Below are 22,800 nucleotides of genomic sequence, written 5' to 3' on the forward strand. Positions count from 1 at the left end.
GTAAGGTCATGGCATGTTAAAAATATTCGTTCGGTTCATCTTTTTCGTATCCGCTGGGACTTTGCTAGTTGGGTGTAATCAGCAAAAACCAACAGCAATAGAAAAAGCCTGTATTAGCGAAGGAAGCAAAGTGGCTGAATGTCGCTGCATGGGAGATGCTTTGAAAAGCGAGCTGCCAACAGCGCTTTTTGATGCGTTGGAGACTGAAGCGGCCAATAATGGGGCGATGGGTCTAGCAAAAGCGATGTTGGCATTGTCTGAGCAAGATCGTTACAGCGTGGGCAATATCATCGTGGAAGCATGTGGCCCTGATGGCGGGAGTGATGCGCCGCCAGTTTCAGAGACAACGACGAATGAAATGGTCGAACAGCCTGAAATATTGAGTGCTGATGCTGCCATGAGTAAGGCGTGTCAAATTGATGGGAACACGCCGAAAATGTGTGATTGCTGGGCAGATTATGTGAAAGAAAATGTGTCTTCTGAAACGTATAAAATCCTTGCCGGCGGTGCTGTTGATGGCGGAAATGAGGGGCTGTCACTGGGCGTTCAGGCATTTAATGAGCAAGAACAAATGGCGGTTGGTTTGACGATGATGGAGGCGCAACAAATTTGCGTCAAAGCGGAATGAGATTTTCTATATTGCTGTGGAAAAGTCATACTAAATAAGGTGTTAGTGAATACATAACCCCTTTTTATTTACTTTTGAGAAAGAGTAAGCCTTTTACACATCACAAAACAGTCGATCGAAATGTAAAATATCTTTGTGTTGAAGTCTTTAGGCTGATGTATGAGATGGAAGAGGGGTAGTTATGAAATCTAAAATCGTACTTTTATGTGCTGCTGTAACCTTGGTTGCGTGTAATAGCGAGCCGAAACTGGACTTATCGGGCATTCAAAATTCTTGTGAAGACGAAACAAAGGGCGAGGTAGATTGCGCTTGTATCGTTGAGTATGTTGAAGAAAATTTAGACGCTGAATTGCTGGCACCATTGGCTCAAGGTGCAATTGAAGATGGCGAAGATGGACTTGAGCGCGTTTCGGATGCATTCTCAAAAGAGAATAAAAAGATGTCACGCCGTGTATTCAAAGATGGTTTAGAGGCCTGTCAGTAGAACAAATTGCCTCAAATCTGAACAAAAGGCATTTACTCGGGCGCTTAGTTTCTCTCGATATTTTGCTGAATAATGAGAGAGAAAAATGAGAAAAATCTTAGTGTTATCCTTGTCCGCACTGGCTTTGTCTGCATGTGGCGGTGGCGGCGGTAAATCTGCTATCGTGAATGCCTGTGTCGAAGAAGGTGAAGACAAGGCAATGTGTAGCTGCGTGGCAGATGCGCTGGAGGAAGGAACTGACGAGGAGACCTTCGCTCTGATTGCCAAAGGTGCCAAAGGCGGAGATGTTGAAGCGTCTATGGAAGAGCTTCCGTTGGATAAAAAAATGAGCCTTGCTATGGTTATGATGGGCGCAGCAACGACATGCGCTAAATAAACAAAACCATTTGTTGCAAATTAGAAAGCCAGTTCGATGATGAGATCGAACTGGCTTTTTGTTATCTTGGTAAGCCGCCTGTTTGCCGTAATGCTTCATGTAGAGCGATTGCAGCGCTAACAGACACATTTAGAGAGCGTGCTTCGGGATTCAATGGAATGACGCACCTGATTTGAGCCGAATCATGCACCTCGTCGGGGACACCTGCGCTTTCTCGACCGAATAAAAGTGTGTCCCCTGATTCGAATTTAGTCTCTAAAAGCGGTGTTGCACCTTTTGTTGTGAATAAAACTAAGCGACCTTTTTTTCGGTCGGGAGAATTTTTAAAACTGGTCCAGCTATCATGCTGTTCAACGTCCACCATAGGCCCATAATCCATTGCAGAACGGCGTAAAGCCTTGGCAGTAAGGGGGAAACCGCAAGGGCCGATGATATCGACTTTGGTTGAGAAACAGGCTGCAATTCGGAAATTAGATCCAAGATTTTGCGGAATATCAGGTTGATAGAATGCGATCTGCACTGTAGGTGCTTCTCCTAATTAGGTTTCTGGGGCTGTTGCGACATTGCGTCACCATGCGCTTTTTCGTAGCTATCTATAGAAGTTTCTGCAATAACTCCAATTGCGCTAGGGGTCTGTCCGTTGTCTGACGCACACACATCAAATATCGAAGAAGACGGTGAAACTCGCCGTGACTTTATTCACATTGCCGCTGGTGCGGCATTCGCCGGTGGTGCCGCCGCCGTTGCATGGCCTTTTGTCATGCAGCTGGGGCCAGCCGCTGATACTCGAGCTGCATCAAGTGCAGAAGTCGATACATCCAAAATTCCATTGGGCGGTGAGATCCGTGTGTTGATTGGTGGTAAGCCTTTCTTCGTACGTCACCGCACGGAAGCTGAGATCGCTGCCGCTGAAGCTGTGAATCTTTCCAAGCTTCCTGATCCGCAAACGGATGATGAGCGTTTGGTGCCAATGATGAATGGTGAGCTTAACCGCGCTATTCTGGTAACATCTGGTGCATGTACGCACCTTGGATGTGTGCCTGTTGGGCCAGCTCAAGGTAATACAGGTGATTTTGGCGGATGGTACTGCCCATGTCACGGATCGCACTACGACACATCAGGACGTATTCGTAAGGGACCGGCACCGAAAAACTTGCCAGTGCCAACATACGCATATCTTTCTGACTCTCTCATCAAAATTTCGTTGTAAGGGGATCTTCGCATGAGTGGACCGTCTACATACGAACCAAAAACCGGCTTTGAAAAATGGCTCGATACGCGCCTGCCGATTATTAGGTTTGCAAACGACACGGCGATTGATTTTCCAACGCCGAAAAACCTGAACTACTGGTGGACTTTCGGGGGTATCCTCGCAATCTGTCTCGTTATTCAGATCGTAACAGGTATCGTTCTGGCCATGCACTATGTGCCGGACACGTCAAAAGCTTTTGCTTCTGTTGAGCGCATCATGCGTGATGTCGAATTTGGTTGGCTGGTGCGTTATATACACGCAAACGGTGCGTCCATGTTCTTCCTTGCTGTGTATATCCACATGTTCCGGGGTCTATATTACGGATCATACAAAGCACCGCGTGAGGTTCTTTGGATTTTGGGTGTTGTGATCTATCTGATCATGATGGGAACAGCTTTCCTAGGTTATGTTCTACCTTGGGGTCAGATGTCCTACCACGGTGCGAGCGTGATCACGTCACTCATCGGTGCTATTCCATTGGTTGGGGACACAGTGAAGACCTTCCTGCAAGGTGGACCAGCTATTGGTGATCCAACGCTGAACCGTTTCTTCTCGCTTCACTATCTATTGCCATTTGTTATCTTTGGTATCGTTGTGTTGCACGTTTGGGCGCTGCACGTTCCAGGGAATAACAACCCAACAGGTGTGTCCGTTAAGGACGTGAAAAAGGATACTGTTCCTTTCCACCCTTACTACACAGTGAAAGATGGGTTCGCGATCCTCGTTTTCTTGATGATCTTTGCATATTTCGTGTTCTACGCACCAAATGCTCTTGGTCACACAGATAACTATATCGAAGCCAACCCGCTACAAACACCTGCACACATTGTGCCTGAGTGGTATTTGCTACCATTCTACGCAATCCTGCGTGCGATCACGTTTGATATTGGTCCAATTGACGCAAAATTGGCTGGTGTGATCGCTATGTTTGGTGCGATTGCTATCTTGTTCGTTGTGCCTTGGCTCGACACATCAAAAGTGCGCTCAATGCGTTACCGTCCTTTGGCAAAACAATTCTTCATTCTGTTTGTTTTGTGTGGAATTGGTCTTGGTTTCGCTGGTGCAAACAACCCGGATGATCTGCTTTTCAAATTCCGTGAAGACCAATTAGTTGTGGCCTACACAGATGAAGCAGGTGAAGCGGTGAAGTCTAAAGGCTTTGATGATTATCACGACGCTGAACACTTCATGCAAGAATTGCCTGAAGCGGCTAAACCGGGTCTTGAGATTTCTAAAGCTGGTTTCAAATGGCTTTGGGCAGCTCAACTTATGGGCTTATACTATTTCGCTTACTTCCTCGTTATCCTACCGATCCTTGGTGTGAAAGAAAAACCAAAACCGCGTCCAGCATCTATTGCTGACAGCGTACTTGGTCACAAAAAGGCTTCGAGTGGTGGTACGCCAATCCCAGGTGGGGCAAATGCTTCACCAGCGCGTGACGACGCTTAAGGAGATTTGACATAATGCGTATTTTCAAACTCCTCGCTATTGCAGCAACATCAGTTGGTCTCGTGGCATCTGCCCATGCGGCTGGCGATGTGAAACACCCTCACGCGCCTGAAGGTGGATGGTCGTTCGAAGGCTCTTTTGGTCAATTTGATCAAGGACAGCTTCAGCGTGGTTACAAAGTATACAGAGAAGTCTGTTCTGCTTGTCACTCAATGGATCTGATGCGTTTTCGTAATTTGGGACAAAAAGGCGGACCATTCTATGATCCTGCTTACCCAAACCCGAATGATAACCCTATTGTGAAGCAGCTGGCTGCTGATGCAATGGAAGTTGACATCATCAATCAGGAAGATGGTTCAGACGATGTGCGTACGCGTATGACATCTGATCCATTCCCAAATCCATATGCGAATAAAGCACAAGGTCGCTACGCCAATAATGGTGCACTTCCGCCTGACTTTTCTGTGATCACAAAAGCCCGTCATGGCGGCGCTTCATATGTGTATTCATTGTTGACTGGTTACCCATCTGAAAAAGACATGGCGACCAAATATGCAGGTCTAACTGTTCCAGATGGTCAGCACTATAACCCGTATTTCCCGGGTGATGCGACACCGCACTGGTCTGGTGACCCGCGTCCTCGTCATGATGATGGGGACCACGGCAAGACAATGCTACCTCCGGGTGGTTTCCTTGCTATGGCACCTCCGCTTGGCGATGAAATGATTGAATATGATGACGGAACACCCGCCACTGTTCACCAAATGGCTGAAGATGTTTCTGCATTCCTCGCATGGGCTGGTGAGCCTAAAGCTGAGACACGTAAGAAACTTGGCTTTAGCGTCATGATCTATCTCTTGATCCTGACTGTGCTTGTATACCTATCGTACAAACAAATCTGGCGGAATGTAGAGCACTAAGCTCCCGTTTGGTTTTTAAGAATTTAAAAGGCCGTAGTGATTGTTCGCTGCGGCCTTTTTTAATTTTTGTTGATGGTTTGAATTTGTGGGTTGTATGAATGTTAAAACAGCTGACAATAAATGTACTTTAGCAGTGGAGATTGCCCAGATGACGAACTGGATATTAGGTGTAATTGGAGGTTCGGGCCTTTACGAGATCGATGGCGTTGAAAATGGGCGTTGGGAAAGTGTTTCATCTCCTTGGGGGCAACCGTCTGATCAAGTATATCGAGGTACACTCTCAGGCATTGAAGTCGTGTTTTTGCCACGTCATGGCCGCGGGCATTCGATTTCCCCCTCACACCTAAATTATCGTGCGAATATTGATATTCTCAAACGCTGTGGCGTGACAGATATTCTATCGCTCTCGGCTGTTGGGTCTTTGCGTGAGGATTATAAGCCTGGTGATTTTGTGATGGTCGATCAATTTATTGACCGCACTTTCGCGCGCGAAAAAAGCTTCTTTGGACAAGGTGTGGTGGCGCACGTCTCTATGGCACATCCCGTTTGTGAGAGATTAGCCCATATGGCAGCGGATGCCGCGGATGCGCTGGATGTTAAAGTGCATCGCGGCGGCACATATATTGTGATGGAAGGTCCACAATTTTCGTCGTTGGCGGAATCTAAATTATATCGCCAATGGGGATGTGATGTGATTGGCATGACAAATATGCCCGAGGCCAAACTCGCACGTGAAGCTGAAATGTCTTACGCCACACTTGCTATGGTGACAGATTATGATTGCTGGCATGAAGAAGAAGATAATGTGTCTGTAACCAATGTGTTGGAAGTGCTCAAAGGCAATGCAGATCTTGCACGGATGACAGTCAAAAATCTAGTTAAGATGATGGCAAAGGTTAAGCGTGAACCAACAACGCAAGGCATTGAAACAGGTTTGGATTTCGCATTGATTACACCGCCTTCAGCGCGTGATCCACAAGCCCTGAAAAAACTTGATGCTGTCGCCGGAAGAGTTTTGAAATGAACGTGAAACTATATATCGGAAACAAGAATTATTCGTCATGGTCATTGCGTCCTTGGCTGTGCTTGAAAAAGGCGGGGATTGCATTTGAGGAAGAGATTATTCCGCTGGATGTTCCCGGCTTCAAAGAAAAAATATTGTCTGTCTCAAGTGCCGGCACTGTGCCTATTCTGGTCGTTGATGGTGTGGTGATTACTGAAAGCCTTGCGATAGCAGAATGGGCGGCAGAGCAAGATCCATCTCTATGGCCCAAAGATGCGCTTACTCGTGCTGAGGCGCGCGCAGCGGCAAGTTTAATGCATGCAGGATTTTCAAGTCTGCGCGAATACTGCCCGATGAATATCAGAGCTAAATCTTCTGCGGCTGCCAATGTCGCTGCTTTAGCAGATGCCCGAAAAATTGATGCCTTTTGGACCGGATGGCTAAACAAGTATGCAAGGGATGAGAAGCCATTCTTATTTGGTGAATGGTCTATCGCAGATGCTTTCTATGCGCCTGTGGTTGCGCGATTTGAGACTTATCATCTGCCAAGGTCACCACTTGCCCAGAAATATATAAATGCGATGAAAGCTGAAGAAGCTTTTTCGGCATGGTCGGTTGCAGCCCAAGCAGAATCTTGGAGTATAGAAGAGACTGACAAGTATTTGTCATAGCTTTGTGGCAAATATTTATTGCTTGGGGAGTGGGAATGGATGGCTTTTGATCGCGTTCGATTTGAAATAGGTACGCGTGAGCTTATTCCTATGGAGGAAGCCGATGCCTATGAAATTGCTGCTTTTCATGAACGCAATCGACCACGCTTTGCCCCATATTCGCCATTGCGGACAGAATTTTTCTTTACACCAGAATATTGGATCAAAGCGAAGTCGCGTTCCAGAAGAGAACGCAAAAATGAAACTGCGCTAAGATGGATGCTGGTCGATAGTGAAGGCGTGTTTGCCCAGGTGAGTTTAGATCAAATCACTAAGGGTGTCATACAGGCTGCTGCATTAGGGTATGTGCTTGATGCATCATTGGAGCGCCAAGGCATTATGACTCAATGCTTATCCAAAGTTATAAATCATGCATTTGAAAAGCTTTATCTGCATCGTGTTATCGCGAATCATGTACCAGAAAACGAGAAATCTGCGGCTGTGCTAGCGCGCCTCGGATTTGAGAAAGAAGGATATGCCAAATCCTATCTGCAACTAAACGGCGTTTGGCGTGATCATGTGCTCAATGCATTGATCAATCCAGCGCAATTATAAAAACCTATCTTGCCAGAGGTGATCTTATGGATCTGAAAAGCTTTATTCGAACTATTCCTGATTACCCTAAAGCTGGGATCATGTTTCGCGATGTAACGACCTTGATGGGGCACCCTCAAGCTTTCCGCCGCGCTGTGGATGAATTGGTGCAACCCTTTGCTGGGCTGAAGATAGATAAAGTTGCGGGTATAGAAGCGCGTGGATTTATATTGGGAGGTGCATGTGCACACCAGCTTTCTGCTGGTTTTGTACCGCTTCGCAAAAAGGGAAAATTACCTTATAAGTCTATCTCTCAATCTTATGAGCTGGAATATGGAATTGATGAACTTGAAATGCATGAAGATGCGGTTGCCCCAGGTGAAAGTATTCTTGTTGTAGATGATCTGATCGCGACAGGCGGGACGGCTGAAGCGGGCATCAAATTGTTGCAAAAAGGTGGTGCGATTGTCGAAGCTGCTATTTTTCTTGTCGACCTACCAGAATTGGGTGGAACGCAAAAAATAGAGGCTTTAGGTGTTCCAACTGTATCTCTTATGCGTTTTGATGGACATTAAACAGCTTTTGCGAAGGATTCAGAAAGGATTCCTGCGCCATAAAGCATGAGATTAGTATTAGCCCCATTGACCCGGCGGCCAATGCACCACACTTAAGGTGTTAGAATTTTTTTCCCGAACGCTCTGGGAGCACTATACGAACATGACTATTCGACTGGACGACGACACAAAAGAAAAGCCACTAGGCGAGCCAAATGCGTTTCTTGAAGAAGCGCTCTTTAAGGCTCGTACAATATTGTTAACCGGCGGCATTGATGACAATCAAGCACGCCGTGTATGTGAACGCCTCTTGGCATTATCATCTGAAAGCGCAGACCCTATTTTGTTGGTTCTGTCTTCTCCCGGTGGACATGTTGAGTCTGGCGATATGATTCACGACATGATCAAATTTGTACCTGCACCTGTAAAAGTGCTGGGAACAGGTTGGGTGGCTTCTGCTGGTGCATTGATTTATGCAGCAGCCCAAAAAGAAAACCGCTTTGCTTCACCGAACACACGCTTCTTGCTTCATGAACCACGCGGCGGTGTTGGCGGACAAGCGTCTGATGTTGAAATCCAAGCGCGTGAAATTATCAAAATGCGTGAGCGTCTCAACAATATTTTTGCTGAAGCCACAGGCAAGCCACTGAAGAAAATCCAAGAAGACACAGACCGTGATTTCTGGATGAGTGCTGAAGAAGCTGTCAAATATGGTCTTGTTGGCAAGATCGTGACATCACAAAAAGAAATCATGGGCTAGGGCTCAACATTTCACCACACACTTTGGTGAGTAAAGTCAAAAGGCTAATTTTAGCCATAAAAGCCACGCAATGATGTTTGTTGCGTGGCTTTTTCTTTTTTCATCTCTGCTGCTCGTCAATTTGTTGTCAGATACAAAAGGCGGGTTGGCCTTTTTGCGGCATCGGTGATCACCAATGGTGTGGTGTTGATGTTCGCAGTTTGGATGACGGAAAGTGAAAATAAGCAGACTGCACCTCTTCCAATTAATACCGCAATTGATTTTATTGAAATTGAATTGGCCGAAGACACGCTTCAAACTGAAGAAAAAATTTTAGAACCCAAGCTGGACGTGAAACCACGCGCGCGCTTGCAAGAAGCGCCTTTGACGCCTGAACTTGCGCAGGACAATCCAGAAGCGGCTGCAAAACCGTTAGAGGCAGTCTCAGAAAAGGTTGTAATCCCAGACCCAGATCCACCATTAAATGCAGAAGAATCCGACGCTAAGCGCAGACAGACTGAGGGTGCATCTGAAAAATGGCAAGTCGATAGAGCGGGACTGACATTAGAGGAACAGGCGACTGGCATTTTTATACCAAGAACACCGGCTGGAAGTGGTTTAGACGGTGATCTCGCATTTGTTCGGCGCGCGCTTGGGTATGCAGCTTGCCTCGATATCGAAACTGCAAGAAAAGCAGGAAGCGCCTGTGCTGAATTGGGTGCAATTGCACGATATATGGCGGAACCAGATATTCGTGCACGTATAAATTCTGAGAATGCCGCAAAGTTTTCAGCTGCTGGTGATCTCCCTTTTGTAAAGCGTGAAAGCTTTGATCTATTCAAAGGGCCTTTGCCTGAAGTATTGTCTGGTTCTATGCGAGGGGGCGGTGTTGGGGAAGGCGGTCTGCCTGACCCTCACCCGCATGCATATGACGAGGTCACGCGCCCATAATGCATGTTGATCCATAAACATGATGATGGGGCTTGGAATAAGAGCGCGAGAGGCGTACAGCTGCTTGCTACACTTAGTCCAAACTCGTGGGTTCTTAGATTGAATTATCGTCATGCATTTCACGTTGGCAATTTTGCTGACATCCTTAAACACCTTGTGCTGGTCCTTTGTATCGAGAGCTTGAAGAAGAAAGACAAACCCTTTCGCTATATCGATACACATGCAGGTATAGGTCTATATGATCTAACGGGTGATGAGGCACGCCGCAGTCCTGAATGGCAAGAAGGTATTGGCCGTATTTGGGCTGCACATAAAGCGGGAAACATTCCCGAAGATGTTGCGGCAATCTTGAAACCTTATTTGGATGCTGTTTCCGAGATTAATTATGATGGCGATTTAGAGAGCTATCCGGGGTCTCCTGATCTGGCGGCTACATTGATGCGTGAACAGGATAGCTTGCGCCTGACTGAATTGCATCCAGCTGACAAAGAGACGCTAACGGATCATTTTTTCCGCGATAAACGCGTGAAGATTGAAAACCGCAATGGCTATGAAGCGCTTAAGGCGTATTTGCCGCCACCAGAGCGTCGCGGTGTTGTTCTGGTAGATCCTCCATTTGAGCATCGCGATGAGCTAGCGCATATGGCTAAAGGCGCTATGGGCGGTATTTCTCGCTGGCCGACAGGAACATATATTTTCTGGCGTCCGCTTAAGGATATGGAAAACACCCAAAAATTTGATGATGGCCTCGCAGAGTGGTTGCTTGATGATATGGAGTTTTCTCACGAGAAAATTCTGCTTGCAGATTTATGGGTAAAAGAAATCGTAGAGCCTGGGCCTTTGTGTGGAGCAGGTGTTGTTGTCGTTAATCCGCCTTACGGCATGCAGGACGCGCTATTGACGGTTTTGCCGTGGCTAACAGAGCTGTTGCAACAAGATGAGGGTGCAGGTTGGCGTATTAATGCACCTGAGGCAGAACCTGGTCTTGAAGAGCAAATTGATGTCGAAATAGAGAATGTGCCGACATTTGATCCAGATGACGGCAATATTGAACTTAGTGAAGAAGATCTTGCAGAGCTTGGCCTGAATAAGAACGACATTTAGAAAATGATGAAAGGCTGGTGCTGTGGTGCTCCAGCCTTTTCTTTGTTGTGCTTTTACATTTCATTGCGTTGAAAAAGCCGGCCTCTTTCAGTCCATAAAATAACAACCAATGCCAATATCAAACAGATGGCATTAACGGCAAATAATGGCCCTAAAGTTCCATCGTATTGATCTGCTACAAAACCACCAATAGCAGCCGCAAGGAATGTTGTCGCAAAGCCGTATAGAGCTGATGCTGAACCAGCAATATGTCCTAAAGGTTCCATCGCTGTTGATGAAAAGTTTGGCCCAATAAAGCCTATGCAAACAAAAGATATGATCATCAGAACATAGAATACGACGAAGCTTTCATTGCCACTATGAGAGACGATTGCATGTAGAATATTGACCAAAATCATAATGATCAAAGCCCAATGCGATAAGAAACGCATTCCTAGGTTTTGAACAAGACGTGAGTTCAACAAGTTGGACACGGCCATCCCAGCGGAGACACCCGCAAACCATAATGGAAAAGAGGCTCCTTTATCAAAAGCTTCCACGTAAATTTGCTCAGAAGCGCTGATATAGCCAAACAACGTCCCAAAGATGAGTGCAGACGCGATTGAATATCCCATGGCGTATCTATTGGTGAAGACTGTGTAATAGGAACGCGCGATAGTTGACGGTTTTAACGGCCTTCGGTCTTCAGGCGCCAAGGTTTCGGGCAATCGAACATAAGACCAGATCATCATCACACTGCCTAAGACCACAAGCGCCCAAAAAATTGCTCGCCAATCCCCGAAAAAGAAAAGAATACCTTCACCAAGGCTTGGAGCTAGAATGGGGGCCGCCATGAATATCAACATAACAATCGACATGATTTCAGCCATTGCGCGCCCAGTATAGCAATCTCGAACGACCGCTGCGGCCACAACGCGTGTCGCCCCAGCTGCTGCACCCTGAACAGCTCTTGCGAAAATTAGCATCTGGTAATCAGGTGCAACTAGACAAGCAACACTGGCAATAATGTAAACGATTAGGGAAACGACGAGGATAGGCTTGCGCCCAAATCGGTCGATTAAAGGACCATAAAATATTTGGGAAAGTCCCATTCCCATAAGATAGACAATCACCATTTTTTGTCGATTATTGTCATCTTCAAATTGGAAAGTGTTTTGAATATCGCTGAGGGCGGGCAGCATAATGTCCACAGCGGTAGCATTCAGTGCCATCAGGCCTGCTATGATACAAATCAATTCCCAGACAGGTAGATGCTTCATTGCACTTGGTCGCGTAGATGTCGCAGTTTGTGCTTTTGTTTTTGTTTTAGATTCGTTTGACATGCAATCTCGATGACGGGTCGAATAAAGAAAAAATATACATTTAGAACGTTCGTTCAAAATAGCTCCCCACAATTGACAGAAAGACCGTCAAAGGCAAGGCTCTGAGTGTACTCTTTTCCCGTCTCATAGATGAAATAAGTGACAGTTATGACACTCTTACACTGTGCCTGCGTTCAACTGCGATCAAGCGACGTCGTGCATGAAAACATAAGTGCTGCGTCGGATTTGATAAAGCAAGCTGCGGCTCAAGGCGCTAAATTTGTTGTCACGCCTGAGAATACTGGATTTTTAGATATTCGCCCGGGCGGTGCAAAAAGCAAAGTAGTGGCTCAAGAAGACGATACCTGTCTAAAAGCACTCTCGGCGCTAGCTGGAGAGCTGAACATCTGGCTACAGATTGGATCACTCGCTGTTAGGGGAGACAATGATGAGCGATTCGCAAACAGGTCATTTTTGATAAATCCCAATGGCGAAATAGTCGCCTGGTATGACAAGATCCACATGTTTGATGTGGAGGTCGGGGATGGGCAATCATATCGGGAATCCAAGTCCTATAAGGCAGGCAATAAAAGTACTTTGGTGACAACGCCTTTTGCCAAGCTAGGGATGAGCATTTGTTACGATTTGCGTTTTCCAGAACTCTATCGAAATTTAGCCAAAGCGGGCGCAAACCTCGTGACACTTCCGGCAGCGTTTACAAAGGTGACAGGAGAAGCGCACTGGCACTCGCTCATTCGGGCACGTGCAATCGAAAATGGCGTGTTCATTCTTGCGGCGGCGCAAGGCGGTAAGCACGCAGATGGCCGCGAAACCTATGGACATTCTATGATCGTATCACCTTGGGGTGAAATTCTAGCGGAAGCTGGGTCAGACCCATGTGTGATCAGTGCTCAAATTGATTTGGAAGAGGTTGAAAAAGTTAGAGCAAGATTACCATCATTACACAGTGACCAAACCTTTATGCTTGAGGAAGTGACTCTGATTTAGTCGACGAAGCACCACACGCCAGAGCAAATGCCAGTTGTGACTTGCATAAGAAGATCCAGAGCACCGCCTATAAGGAGAACAGGTAGTCCAACCCAAAGAAAAACTAGCCAAATGGCCATAGGTGTGATTCTTGGTTCTTTCAGAGTGTAACCGGAGATTGTTTGAACCTTTGATTTGGCCATATGCTTTATTGCCTTTTCACTTCGAATGATTGTCTGTATGTCGACCCATCGTTAACCCTAACTGACTAATTTTTTGTTTCATGAGTGAAGTCCTGCAGGTTCGTTGGAACCAAATTAATAGAACAGACTGGGACATCGCCCACACAAACGCTTGCGCCAGCTATCAACAAGATTGGGCGTATGGTGATGTGCTCTCTCATCATGGTGCAAAAGTATGGCGCGCGAGTGTGGCGCGATCAGACGATAATACCGTCATAGCCTTGGCTCAGATCACATCTAGGCCTTTCGCATTGGTTGGGCAATTTGCGCTCTGCACGCATGGTCCAATTTGGCTAGAAGACATCAGTATTGCCGATAAGCATTTTGTGTATCGCACTTTAAGCAAAGCGGTTCCGGTGGGCTGGCCTAAACTCTTGATCTTCACACCAGATGAACACGAAGCTGACATTAAACCGGTAAAAAGTGTGAAGCGGGTCATGACTGGGGAAGCAACAGTTCGCATAAACCTTGAACAAGATGTCGAGACTTTACGCAAATCCATGGATCAAAAATGGCGAAACCGTCTCACATCAGCTGAAAAGTCAGGTCTAAAATTTGTCAGCGGCGGTACTAAGCCAGCGCAATATAGATGGCTTCTAGACCTTGAAGAAACACAAAGAGAAAAACGCGGTTATCGCGCATTGCCTGCTGCTCTCACATTAGAATGGCAAGAATCAAAATCACAGTGCTTGCAAGCTGGTAAAAATGGTGGGATTTCCATTTACAGAGCTGATCTGGGCAAAGAATGTGCGGGGGCCATGCTGGTGCTAGAGCATGGCAGCATGGCCACTTATCATATCGGCTGGACCTCTGAAGAGGGGCGCAAGCTGGGTGCGCATAATTTATGCCTTTGGAATGCCTGTTTAGACCTAAAGGCGCGCGGCTTTAAGCAGTTTGATCTTGGCGGTGTTAACACACAGTCCGGCGCTGGAATTGCACGATTTAAAATTGGCACGGGCGGAAATGTATTCCAGCGGGGCGGCGCGTTTGTAAAGGCGTAATGTATTGTTATTGAACGTTATAACGTCAAGGTAGCGTTTGTAAGCTGAATGTCAAAATGCCTTAGACGTTGAATTTGAATAGCAAGACATCACCATCTTTAACAATGTATTCCTTGCCCTCTTGGCGAACTTTACCCGCTTCTTTGGCACCTGCTTCACCATTATATTGGATATAATCGTCATATGCGATTGTTTCGGCGCGAATAAAGCCTTTTTCAAAATCACCGTGGATAACACCTGCTGCTTTAGGCGCAGTACAGCCTTCAGGGATTGTCCAAGCACGTGTTTCTTTAGGGCCGCAAGTGAAGTAAGTTTGCAGGTTCAAAAGCTTGTATCCGGCTTGAATCACGCGGTTTAGGCCAGGCTCTTCAAGACCTAATGTCTCAAGAAATTCTTCGGCTTCATCATCGTCTAGAACGGCGATTTCACTTTCGATTTTTGCTGAAATAGCAACAGCTTGTGCACCTTCTTTTTCAGCGTGTGCGAAGACTTTTGCAGAAAAATCATTACCATCTGCAGCGCTATCTTCATCTACATTGGCGATGTAGAAAACAGGTTTGGAAGTGAGAAGCTGCATCATACGCCAGACTTTGCGTGTGTCTGGATCGTCTGGAATAACAGCAGCACGTGCAGGCTTTCCATCTTCAAGTTGAGCCATTGCCAAGTCTATGAGTTCTAAGGCAATTTTTGCTTCTTTATCATTGCCGCGTGCTTTTTTCTCAAGGCCGGGCTTGCGTTTTTCAAGGCTCTCCATGTCGGCGATCATGAGTTCTGTTTCAACAACTTCATAATCAGACATCGGATCAATTGTGCCGGAAACGTGGGTGACATCATCATCTTCAAAACAACGCAATACATAAGCGATGGCATCGGTTTCACGAATATTGGCAAGGAATTGGTTTCCCAGCCCTTCACCTTGTGAAGCACCTTTTACGAGACCCGCGATATCCACGAAATTCATACGAGCTGGAATGATCTCTTTTGAGCCCGCGATATCGGCGAGCGCTTTTAAGCGTTTTTCTGGAACCGCGACTTCGCCTTCATTTGGGTCAATCGTACAGAAAGGGTAGTTGGCTGCTTGTGCATCCGCTGTTTTTGTTAGCGCGTTGAACAAGGTTGATTTACCGACGTTGGGAAGACCAACAATACCACATTTAAAACCCATTAGGGGAACTCCGTACGGTCAGAAAATTTAATTGCCACTACTGACAGCAAATCAAGCAAAAGGGCAAGAGCTTAGAATGGAATAGCGGAGCACATTTCTTGGAGTTTTCAATATTTTTATTGTTCTGGTTTTTGTCTCATGAAATGGTGAGGGCTAATCTTGATAAAAAGGGGGTGACCAAGATGTTTCAACGAACTTGGGCTTTTGTAATCGTTGCTATGCTAGCAACCTCAGTATCTCATGCGCAGGCTAGTGAAACAACTGCCGAAGAACTTGCTAGATGTTTGGTGCGTCACTCAGACGAGGAGATTGAGCTAGTCATGAAAGATTTTCTTGTAAATGCGCTTCTTGAAAACAAAATAGAAGCTCAATCAGATGCGCTCAAGCTTGGCATGTCTATGTCGCAAATGGCCATGAATGGCTGTGGTTTGTCTAAGGTTGATTTGCAAAAACCTGTGTTTACAAGTGCTGCAGAATTGTATGGTAATATTGTCGGGAAGCGTATAATGGCGAAAGCGATGTCGAATATTGGTATGGAATAGCTCCCGCTACAGCATATTTATTTAACTTAATTACCCTTGCGGCGAGACATATCTTCTTTAGGTGCAGGTGCAAGGCGCATGACTTCTGCTTGGAAGCGTTCATCATCTCCCGCAGCAAGGAAGTGAATAGCGCGCGCGCAAGCATCCAGCATGTCATCTAGCCACTTAGCTTCTGATTTCGCAAAATCAGATAAGACATGCCCCTGTACACGGGATTTATCGCCGGGATGACCTACGCCTAGTCGGGTGCGGCGCACGTCTTTGCTGGCCTGCGCCATAATAGAGCGCATGCCATTATTACCAGAATGTCCACCACCAATTTTCATGCGCACACGGCCAGGTGCTAAATCTATTTCGTCGTGAAAGATGACTGTTTGATCAGCAGATATTTTGAAAAAGTTCATAGCTTCACCAACAGAACGTCCGCTATCATTGTAAAATGTTGTTGGTTTTAGAAGCAGCGTTTTAACGCGGCCACCATTTGCGTCGGTTAGAAAGCCTTCTGATATTTTTCCCTGAAATTTTGACTTCCAAGGACCAAAGCCATGCATATCGGCAATCGCATCAATTGCCATAAAGCCAATATTGTGACGATTGCCTTTATACTGGTCGCCGGGATTTCCAAGGCCAACGAGTAATAACATGAATGGCTCCGCATCTCTTTGGTGTGATTTAGCGAATGGTAATAGCGCGAGCAGTTTTGAAAGCAAACTCGTCATTGGCTAATAATCCTTGGCATTAAAGAAAAACGGCGCTGAATTGCTTCAACGCCGTGTAATCTTATTTTGTTTGTACAAAGCGAGCAATTAAGCTTCTGCTTCGCCTTCTTCTTCTGCTGCATCGTCTTCTGCATCATCTGCTTTGGCTGATGCTGTACGGCCGACGATTGTTGCGATTGTGAAGTCACGGTCAGTAATTGTTGGAGTAGCATCTTTTGGAAGTTCGATGTTGGAGATTTTAACGTTATCACCAATATCCAAGCTACTTACATCACCAGTTAGGAATTCAGGAATGTGTCCAGCTGGAACTTCAAGTTCAACAGTGTGACGTACGATGTTCAATGAACCACCGCGTTTAATACCTGGAGATACGTCTTCACCCGTGAAGTGTACAGGAACCTCAACTTTAACAAGTTGGTCCTCTTTCACGCGGTAAAGGTCTACGTGTAGTGCAACTTCAGTTACTGGGTGGAATTGAACATCCTGAGGGATAACAAATTGCTTCTTACCTTTGTGTTCAATCTCAACAAGGTTAGAAAGAAATTTACCAGTGTTAAGTGCTTTAAGAATTTCAATACGGTCTAAGCTGATTGAAACTGGAGCTTCTTTTCCGCCGTAAAGAATAGCAGGAACGCGGTTTTCACGACGTGCTTGGCGAGATCCGCCTTTACCTGTGCGTTCACGTAGCTCAACGTTTAATAAAATATCTGTAGCCATTTTTATGTCCTTCCGTCCTGAGGCAAACATTGCACCATGCTATGCGCCCCCAAACATCACAGGGGTAAACCCTTGGAGTTGAAGAGGGGCTTATAGTGGGACTGAAAGGGAAAAGCAACCTCGAAAAGGCCGTATGCGCTATTGCTAGAATAAGAGACAAAAAACACTTTGACAAAAGTTCGTTACAGTTGTAGTGAATAGCTTCAGTGTGTCGTACTAATATGACAATTCGCCAACGAAGAGCGAGAGAGAATATGAGCCAACAGCCAAATAAATCTGAATTGACCGTCTTAAAGCATTTTTGGACCATAGGTGAGCAAAGCGCTCGTGAAGTTCATGATGGTGTATCGGCTGAAACTGGCTGGAGTTATTCGACAACGCGAACAGTGATTAACCGGATGATTGATAAAACATGGCTCACGCGTCGAGATGTGCATGGGATTACTGTATTTGATGCAGCTTTGTCGAAAGTTGAAGTTTTTAGCGGGCTTGTAAAAGATTTGACCCGCAAAGTTATGGATATTGAAGGCGACCTACCGGTGTCGATGTTTGCGGGTAGTCCACACCTTACATCGGATGAATTAGACGAGCTTGATGCGCTAATCAATTCTTCTTCTGTAGATGATGGAGAGAAAAAATGAGCTTTGTCGTACTGCTTGTTCTGTCAATCCTTTGGGGCGGTGTTGTGGCTGTCGCTGCTGCTGGTATTCAACGACTTGGTTTATCGGGGCGCACGCGTCAAATGATGTGGAGATGCGCGAGTATTATGCTTCTCGCGCCTTTTCCCGTTGCGCTTATATATGCGTGTATGGGGCCGGGAACGATTGATCCTATTTGGAATTATGGTGAAGGACAGGCTCCGTCTATTCCGATTGTTCTTGAAGAAATGCCAGCGCAAACAGGGGTTGCTGTGCAGGAAGTATCTCAAGGGGTGTCATTTGAGTTTGACCTAATGACTGCTGCTATCGTGTTCTTGAGCCTCGGCTGGATGTTCCGCGCATGTCGTGCACGTTGGGCAAATAAAGAGCTGAAAAGAATTACGGATAAATCTGATCCGGTGCAAAGCTATGCGGTGCTTTCATCAGCAGAGTTCTGGAATAAACGTTTGGGACTAACGCGCCGTACAAGTTTTCGTCTACTTCCAGGAGATTATTCTCCGTTTACGCAGGGCGTGTTGAAGCCGGTTGTGTATCTTCCCCATGGGCTGGAACGTGAGTTGAGCCAAGAAGAGATGGCTTTAGTCGTCGGGCATGAGCTCATGCACATACGGCGTCTGGATGCTGTTTGGCGCCCAATGGAGCGGATCGTCGCGGATGTATTGTGGTTCAACCCGTTTGCGTGGTTGGTTCGCGCAGAGCTTGACCGTGCACGTGAAATTGCATGTGATGAAGCGATGCTGGTCTCTAAAGCGCCGCCAACTGTATATGCACGCGCTTTGGTGGCTGCTGCACGCTTTGCCGAAGGTTTGCCTACCCGTGCGCCCGCTGCAGCAATGTTTCCCTTCAATAAGGATAAAGAGCTGACCGAACGTGTGAAAATCGCCGTGGCTAATTCACAGGGTAATTCGTCATTGGTTGGCCTTGCTGCATTTGGTGTGTTCTTACTCGCTGGTTTGCCTCTTGCTGCGGCTCAAGGAGCGGGCGGCGAGAAATTACGTGCTCCATTGCCTGAGTTTGAAGCGACAGTCATTAAATCGGAAAAAGCTAAAATTACCTCTGGTTTCGGTATTCGTAAGCATCCAATATCCAAAGAAATGAAAGACCATGCTGGCATTGATATTGCGGATAAAATAGGAACCAAAATCCACACGCCTTCGCATGGCTTGGTGACATTCGCCGGCTATAAAGAAGGCTATGGGAATGTTGTTCAAATCAATTACAATCCTGAATGGATGGGGCGCTTTGGCCAATTGAGCAAAATTCTTGTCGAAGTTGGACAATCTGTTCAAGCTGGTGATGTGATTGGGTTGTTGGGTGAATCAGGCAATGCAACTGGACCGCATTTGCATATCGAAGTTTATGGCCCTGCACCTGATTTTGTAAGATCGGGGCATAAAGTTGCCTATGATCCAGAGCAGCTTGGTGTCGCACTTATTCCAGCTTTAGAATTACGGGCTAAGCAAATTAGAGACCTTGGCGTTGTTCTTCCAAAATCTCTTGCACAACCAATTGCGGCCGATAGCGCATCAGCATTGGTCGCGCCATCAGCACCGGCTGCTTTAGTTGCACCTAAGGCCCCAATAGCGCCGAATGCCCCCAAAGTGACAGGTATTACTTATTTGGATGATGGCCGCGTACAGATCCTGGATGCAGGTGTTGTGGTTATTGAATTTGATCCATCAAAAGATGATTTCATACCTAGGCACATTGTGAGCAATGACGGTGTGTCCAATAAGCGTAAATATACTTATGAAGATGCAAATGGTGATTCAGTGAAAATTATTGCCGGAACTTCTGATATTCCTCCGAGTAAGCTTGGTATTTGGGTGAATGGAGACAAGATTTCTAATGCTGCGGAATGGAATGAATGGCGTCATGAAATTCAGAACTATTTTGAAAAAGACATGAATGATTTCAAGGCCGATATGCGTGAACAAGCTCAAGACATGCGTGATCGTGAGCGTGAAGAAAAAGCCGATATGCGCGAACGTGCTCAAGATATGCGTGATCGTCAGCGAGAAGATCGTGAGTTTGTCGAAATGCTTGAAGGTGGTTTGGAGAAGCGCATTGAAGCGCAGGCAGATGCGTATGAAGTGGAAGTTGATAGGTGGACTGATAGTTTAGAAGCGCAAGTAGAGGAACTTGCCGCGCGATTTGAGCGCTCTGCTGAATCTTCTCGTCATGCTGCGAACTTGAAAGCTCAAGCTCAAGCTCAGGCACAAGCACGAGCGAATGCGCGGTTAAGTGCTGAGGCATTGGCAATGTCATCTCGTGCGTTCGCTCAAGATTGGACTGCGGTCCGACAAGAGCAGATTGCTAAAACACAAATTGTTGCTTTGGAGCAGGTTCTCGTGGAATTGGATGAAAAAGTTTTATCAATTTCCGAGCAGTGCGAGCAAATTGAAAATTCAGAAGAGGTAGATGCCAAGTATAAATTGGTTGGTCTAAAAACAGCAAAGTCAGCTTTGCAAGAAGCACGTACTCAAGTTGCTGAACAATTAGTAGAGGCTCAGAAAGCCTTTCATTAGGCTAAGTATATAGACAATAATGGGAATGAAATTTGCGTTGTTCTTGTGCTTAAAAAGTAGAAATTTAGGTGCTGTTTCAATCCTGACTAATTTTTAGATATAGTTGAGCGATTTTTACAGGTAAGATTTACTAACTTGTTATAGGTGTGACCTAAGGTAAACGTTGGGAATTGACACTGGCTAACTAGGATAATGACCCCCGAATTAGCATGACGTCATAGAAAACGCAGCTCTGTTGCCCCAGAGCTGCGTTTTTGCTGTGTATATAGTGATGTAAAATGTGCGACTTAGTAGTCAAATAGTTTCGAGACAGATTCTTCATTGGCAACACGGCGTACAGCTTCTCCAATCAAGTGAGAAATTGATACGCGGCGTATTTTCTTCGCATTGGCAACTTCTTCTGAAGCGGCGATAGAGTCTGTGCAAACGAGCTCTTTAAGACGGGATTTATCAATTCTTGCTGCTGCACCGGGTGAAAGAACACCATGGGTGACATAGGCAGAAACAGATTTAGCGCCGGCATTCAGCATTGCATCCGCAGCATTACACAAAGTGCCTCCGCTATCTGTCATGTCATCAACCATTATACAGGCGCGGTCTTTAACATCCCCGATGATGTTCATGACTTCAGACACACCAGCTTTGGGGCGGCGTTTATCCACTATAGCTAGGTCACAGTTTAGCCGGTCTGCAAGGGCGCGTGCGCGAACCACACCTCCGACATCTGGAGAAACGACCATGACGTCTTTGGAGCCATATTTTTCTTTAATGTCTTGAACAAACACAGGACCCGCGATCAAGTTGTCGGTTGGGATATCAAAAAAGCCTTGAATCTGCCCAGCGTGAAGGTCAACGGTTAGAACGCGATCGGCACCTGCTTTATGAATGAGATTGGCGACGAGTTTGGCTGAAATCGGTGTGCGTCCATCTGTTTTGCGATCTTGTCTTGCATAACCAAAATAGGGGATGACTGCCGTAATTCTACGAGCTGACGCGCGTACAAGTGCATCACACGTAATGAGCAATTCCATTAAATGGTCGTTTGCTGGTGCAGACGTTGATTGAATGAGGAATACGTCATGACCACGGACATTTTCGTTGATCCGAACGAAGACTTCGTTGTCCGCAAATGTCTGCACATCTGCTTCGGTTAGTCTAGCATCCAGATAGGAAGCTACATCTTTTGCCAACTCGCGGTTGGAATTACATGTGATAAGTTTCATTTCGCCCATCGCCCAAAGGTTCCGCTTATTCTAATTCCTGCGCCCTAATCTCGTGCCAAGGTTTTTAGCAGGTCCGATTTGTAAAGCTTTTGTATCAATCTGCCTTTTCCCGCAACAGCTCTACGGGCGCTTATCGAAATATATTGATACTTTTTGTATATACGGCAGTTTTTTTAAGAGTTTGCCCTAAGCGACGAGCATAATTGACGATGCATTGCGTCCATAGTCGGTGTCTCCTTGTTTTTTTGAACGGCGGTAGGAGAAATATTTATCGGGTTGAGAGACGGTGTCATCAGCGATTGCCTCGCATTTCCCGACTCCAGCACGAATGAGGCGGGAGCGGCAATAATGTTTTAGATCAAACTTAAGGCGATCTCCTTCGCCTGGCTCAAATAATTTTGCGCACCAAGGTGAGATGTCGAGAAAGGCTTTTTCAAAATCTGGGCCCACTTCGAAACTGTCTTTGCTTATGCATGGTCCTATAGCGGCAATCATGTTTGTTGGAGATGCGCCAAGGGTTTCCATTTGCTTGATAGCATCTTCTATCACACCCGTTACCGCGCCTTTCCATCCTGCATGGATTGCAGCGATGACGCTTGCTTTAGGGTCGCCAATCAAGATTGGAGCGCAGTCTGCGGCCAATGCTGTAATAACAAGCCCGGGTGTCGCTGTGACAATGGCATCTGCTTCTGGTGCTTGAGATACAGAAAGTGGACCATCGACAATAATCGCTTTATTTGTATGCGCCTGCCTCAGCGTAATCATACGACCAGGAAGGGCACCTAGCGTGACGCATATACGGTCACGATTTGCTTTGACGCGATTTCCTTGATCGTTGGAGCCGGGGCCTGTATTCAAGCTTTTGTAGACGCCCGTAGATACGCCGCCCTCACGTCCAAAGAAGCCATGCCGCCAGTTCATTGAAAATGGTTTCAGAGCAGGAGATTCTATAAAAGGTGCACGTGATGTTGAGTTGGCCATAACTATCCATTCGTATCTGCGATATATCCTC

25 protein-coding genes are annotated in these 22,800 nt (G+C 46.2%); 18 read left to right on the top strand and 7 right to left on the bottom strand.

All coding sequences use genetic code 11. The features are described from left to right. Positions 1–13 precede the first annotated feature (13 nt). The 3 genes from AC5EF3_RS14575 to AC5EF3_RS14585 all read left to right on the top strand — a co-directional run bounded on the left by AC5EF3_RS14575 (position 14) and on the right by AC5EF3_RS14585 (position 1,488). Entirely contained in the window at positions 14–628 is a 615-nt protein-coding gene (locus AC5EF3_RS14575) for a hypothetical protein (protein ID WP_493548573.1), read from the top strand. A gap of 181 nt (positions 629–809) precedes the next feature. Further along, entirely contained in the window at positions 810–1,112 is a 303-nt protein-coding gene (locus AC5EF3_RS14580) for a hypothetical protein (protein ID WP_015826586.1), read from the top strand. An 85-nt stretch (positions 1,113–1,197) separates the two neighbouring features. Next, a complete protein-coding gene (locus AC5EF3_RS14585; RefSeq protein WP_015826587.1) occupies positions 1,198–1,488 on the top strand; it encodes a hypothetical protein in 291 nt (96 codons plus the stop codon). 61 nt (positions 1,489–1,549) lie between these two features. Here AC5EF3_RS14585 and AC5EF3_RS14590 read toward each other — a convergent pair whose 3' ends face one another. Continuing rightward, the gene (locus AC5EF3_RS14590) at positions 1,550–2,008 is read right to left on the bottom strand and encodes a tRNA (cytidine(34)-2'-O)-methyltransferase (protein WP_015826588.1); all 459 of its coding nucleotides are present in this window, start codon (positions 2,006–2,008) and stop codon (positions 1,550–1,552) included. A gap of 120 nt (positions 2,009–2,128) precedes the next feature. On the opposite strand from AC5EF3_RS14590, the gene petA reads away from it, so the two are divergent. The 10 genes from petA to AC5EF3_RS14640 all read left to right on the top strand — a co-directional run bounded on the left by petA (position 2,129) and on the right by AC5EF3_RS14640 (position 10,704). Beyond that, positions 2,129–2,698, top strand: a complete 570-nt coding sequence (gene petA, locus AC5EF3_RS14595; RefSeq protein WP_015826589.1) for a ubiquinol-cytochrome c reductase iron-sulfur subunit — start codon at positions 2,129–2,131, stop codon at positions 2,696–2,698. A gap of 12 nt (positions 2,699–2,710) precedes the next feature. After that, positions 2,711–4,189, top strand: coding sequence for a cytochrome b (locus tag AC5EF3_RS14600; protein ID WP_015826590.1), 1,479 nt, complete (start codon positions 2,711–2,713; stop codon positions 4,187–4,189). Positions 4,190–4,203: 14 nt separating this feature from the next. Beyond that, on the top strand, positions 4,204–5,109 hold the full coding sequence (locus tag AC5EF3_RS14605) for a cytochrome c1 (RefSeq protein WP_015826591.1): 906 nt from the start codon (positions 4,204–4,206) through the stop codon (positions 5,107–5,109). A gap of 148 nt (positions 5,110–5,257) precedes the next feature. Beyond that, a complete protein-coding gene (locus tag AC5EF3_RS14610) occupies positions 5,258–6,133 on the top strand; it encodes an S-methyl-5'-thioadenosine phosphorylase (RefSeq protein WP_493548574.1) in 876 nt (291 codons plus the stop codon). Continuing rightward, complete coding sequence (locus AC5EF3_RS14615; RefSeq protein WP_493548575.1) at positions 6,130–6,783, top strand: glutathione S-transferase family protein; 654 nt, start codon at positions 6,130–6,132, stop codon at positions 6,781–6,783. Before AC5EF3_RS14610 ends, AC5EF3_RS14615 begins: the two co-directional genes overlap by 4 nt. A gap of 39 nt (positions 6,784–6,822) precedes the next feature. Continuing rightward, entirely contained in the window at positions 6,823–7,377 is a 555-nt protein-coding gene (locus AC5EF3_RS14620) for a GNAT family N-acetyltransferase (protein WP_493548576.1), read from the top strand. A 26-nt stretch (positions 7,378–7,403) separates the two neighbouring features. Then, complete coding sequence (locus AC5EF3_RS14625) at positions 7,404–7,931, top strand: adenine phosphoribosyltransferase (protein WP_493548577.1); 528 nt, start codon at positions 7,404–7,406, stop codon at positions 7,929–7,931. 142 nt (positions 7,932–8,073) lie between these two features. Continuing rightward, complete coding sequence (locus tag AC5EF3_RS14630; RefSeq protein ID WP_015826596.1) at positions 8,074–8,670, top strand: ATP-dependent Clp protease proteolytic subunit; 597 nt, start codon at positions 8,074–8,076, stop codon at positions 8,668–8,670. 84 nt (positions 8,671–8,754) lie between these two features. Beyond that, positions 8,755–9,600 carry a hypothetical protein gene (locus AC5EF3_RS14635; RefSeq protein ID WP_493548578.1) on the top strand — a complete coding sequence of 282 codons (846 nt, stop codon included), beginning with the start codon at positions 8,755–8,757 and terminating at the stop codon, positions 9,598–9,600. Between the two features lie 99 nt (positions 9,601–9,699). Next, the gene (locus AC5EF3_RS14640; RefSeq protein ID WP_493548579.1) at positions 9,700–10,704 is read left to right on the top strand and encodes a 23S rRNA (adenine(2030)-N(6))-methyltransferase RlmJ; all 1,005 of its coding nucleotides are present in this window, start codon (positions 9,700–9,702) and stop codon (positions 10,702–10,704) included. A gap of 53 nt (positions 10,705–10,757) precedes the next feature. On the opposite strand, the gene AC5EF3_RS14645 is transcribed toward AC5EF3_RS14640, so the two are convergent. Next, on the bottom strand, positions 10,758–12,026 hold the full coding sequence (locus tag AC5EF3_RS14645; RefSeq protein WP_493548580.1) for a multidrug effflux MFS transporter: 1,269 nt from the start codon (positions 12,024–12,026) through the stop codon (positions 10,758–10,760). 147 nt (positions 12,027–12,173) lie between these two features. Here AC5EF3_RS14645 and AC5EF3_RS14650 point away from each other — a divergent pair, with 147 nt between their 5' ends. Both AC5EF3_RS14650 and AC5EF3_RS14655 read left to right on the top strand, forming a co-directional pair. Further along, on the top strand, positions 12,174–13,013 hold the full coding sequence (locus AC5EF3_RS14650; RefSeq protein WP_493548581.1) for a carbon-nitrogen hydrolase family protein: 840 nt from the start codon (positions 12,174–12,176) through the stop codon (positions 13,011–13,013). Between the two features lie 262 nt (positions 13,014–13,275). Beyond that, positions 13,276–14,235: a lipid II:glycine glycyltransferase FemX gene (locus AC5EF3_RS14655; protein WP_493548582.1), complete on the top strand. Its 960-nt coding sequence runs from the start codon at positions 13,276–13,278 to the stop codon at positions 14,233–14,235. Positions 14,236–14,296: 61 nt separating this feature from the next. On the opposite strand, the gene ychF is transcribed toward AC5EF3_RS14655, so the two are convergent. Then, positions 14,297–15,400, bottom strand: a complete 1,104-nt coding sequence (gene ychF / locus AC5EF3_RS14660) for a redox-regulated ATPase YchF (RefSeq protein ID WP_015826603.1) — start codon at positions 15,398–15,400, stop codon at positions 14,297–14,299. A 182-nt stretch (positions 15,401–15,582) separates the two neighbouring features. On the opposite strand from ychF, the gene AC5EF3_RS14665 reads away from it, so the two are divergent. Beyond that, positions 15,583–15,942: a hypothetical protein gene (locus AC5EF3_RS14665; RefSeq protein ID WP_015826604.1), complete on the top strand. Its 360-nt coding sequence runs from the start codon at positions 15,583–15,585 to the stop codon at positions 15,940–15,942. A gap of 26 nt (positions 15,943–15,968) precedes the next feature. On the opposite strand, the gene pth is transcribed toward AC5EF3_RS14665, so the two are convergent. Together pth and AC5EF3_RS14675 are read right to left on the bottom strand one after the other, a co-directional pair. Beyond that, positions 15,969–16,661, bottom strand: a complete 693-nt coding sequence (gene pth / locus AC5EF3_RS14670) for an aminoacyl-tRNA hydrolase (protein WP_493548583.1) — start codon at positions 16,659–16,661, stop codon at positions 15,969–15,971. An 87-nt stretch (positions 16,662–16,748) separates the two neighbouring features. After that, on the bottom strand, positions 16,749–17,378 hold the full coding sequence (locus AC5EF3_RS14675; protein WP_015826606.1) for a 50S ribosomal protein L25/general stress protein Ctc: 630 nt from the start codon (positions 17,376–17,378) through the stop codon (positions 16,749–16,751). A 254-nt stretch (positions 17,379–17,632) separates the two neighbouring features. Here AC5EF3_RS14675 and AC5EF3_RS14680 point away from each other — a divergent pair, with 254 nt between their 5' ends. Together AC5EF3_RS14680 and AC5EF3_RS14685 are read left to right on the top strand one after the other, a co-directional pair. Further along, the gene (locus AC5EF3_RS14680; RefSeq protein WP_015826607.1) at positions 17,633–18,019 is read left to right on the top strand and encodes a BlaI/MecI/CopY family transcriptional regulator; all 387 of its coding nucleotides are present in this window, start codon (positions 17,633–17,635) and stop codon (positions 18,017–18,019) included. Continuing rightward, complete coding sequence (locus AC5EF3_RS14685) at positions 18,016–20,565, top strand: M56 family metallopeptidase (RefSeq protein ID WP_493548584.1); 2,550 nt, start codon at positions 18,016–18,018, stop codon at positions 20,563–20,565. Before AC5EF3_RS14680 ends, AC5EF3_RS14685 begins: the two co-directional genes overlap by 4 nt. A gap of 287 nt (positions 20,566–20,852) precedes the next feature. On the opposite strand, the gene AC5EF3_RS14690 is transcribed toward AC5EF3_RS14685, so the two are convergent. Then, entirely contained in the window at positions 20,853–21,788 is a 936-nt protein-coding gene (locus AC5EF3_RS14690) for a ribose-phosphate pyrophosphokinase (RefSeq protein ID WP_041301935.1), read from the bottom strand. 186 nt (positions 21,789–21,974) lie between these two features. Next, positions 21,975–22,769 (bottom strand): peptidoglycan editing factor PgeF, encoded by a 795-nt coding sequence (pgeF, locus tag AC5EF3_RS14695; RefSeq protein WP_493548585.1) that lies wholly within the window; start codon positions 22,767–22,769, stop codon positions 21,975–21,977. Positions 22,770–22,800: the final 31 nt, after the last annotated feature.

It is taken from the genome of Hirschia sp., assembly GCF_058892565.1.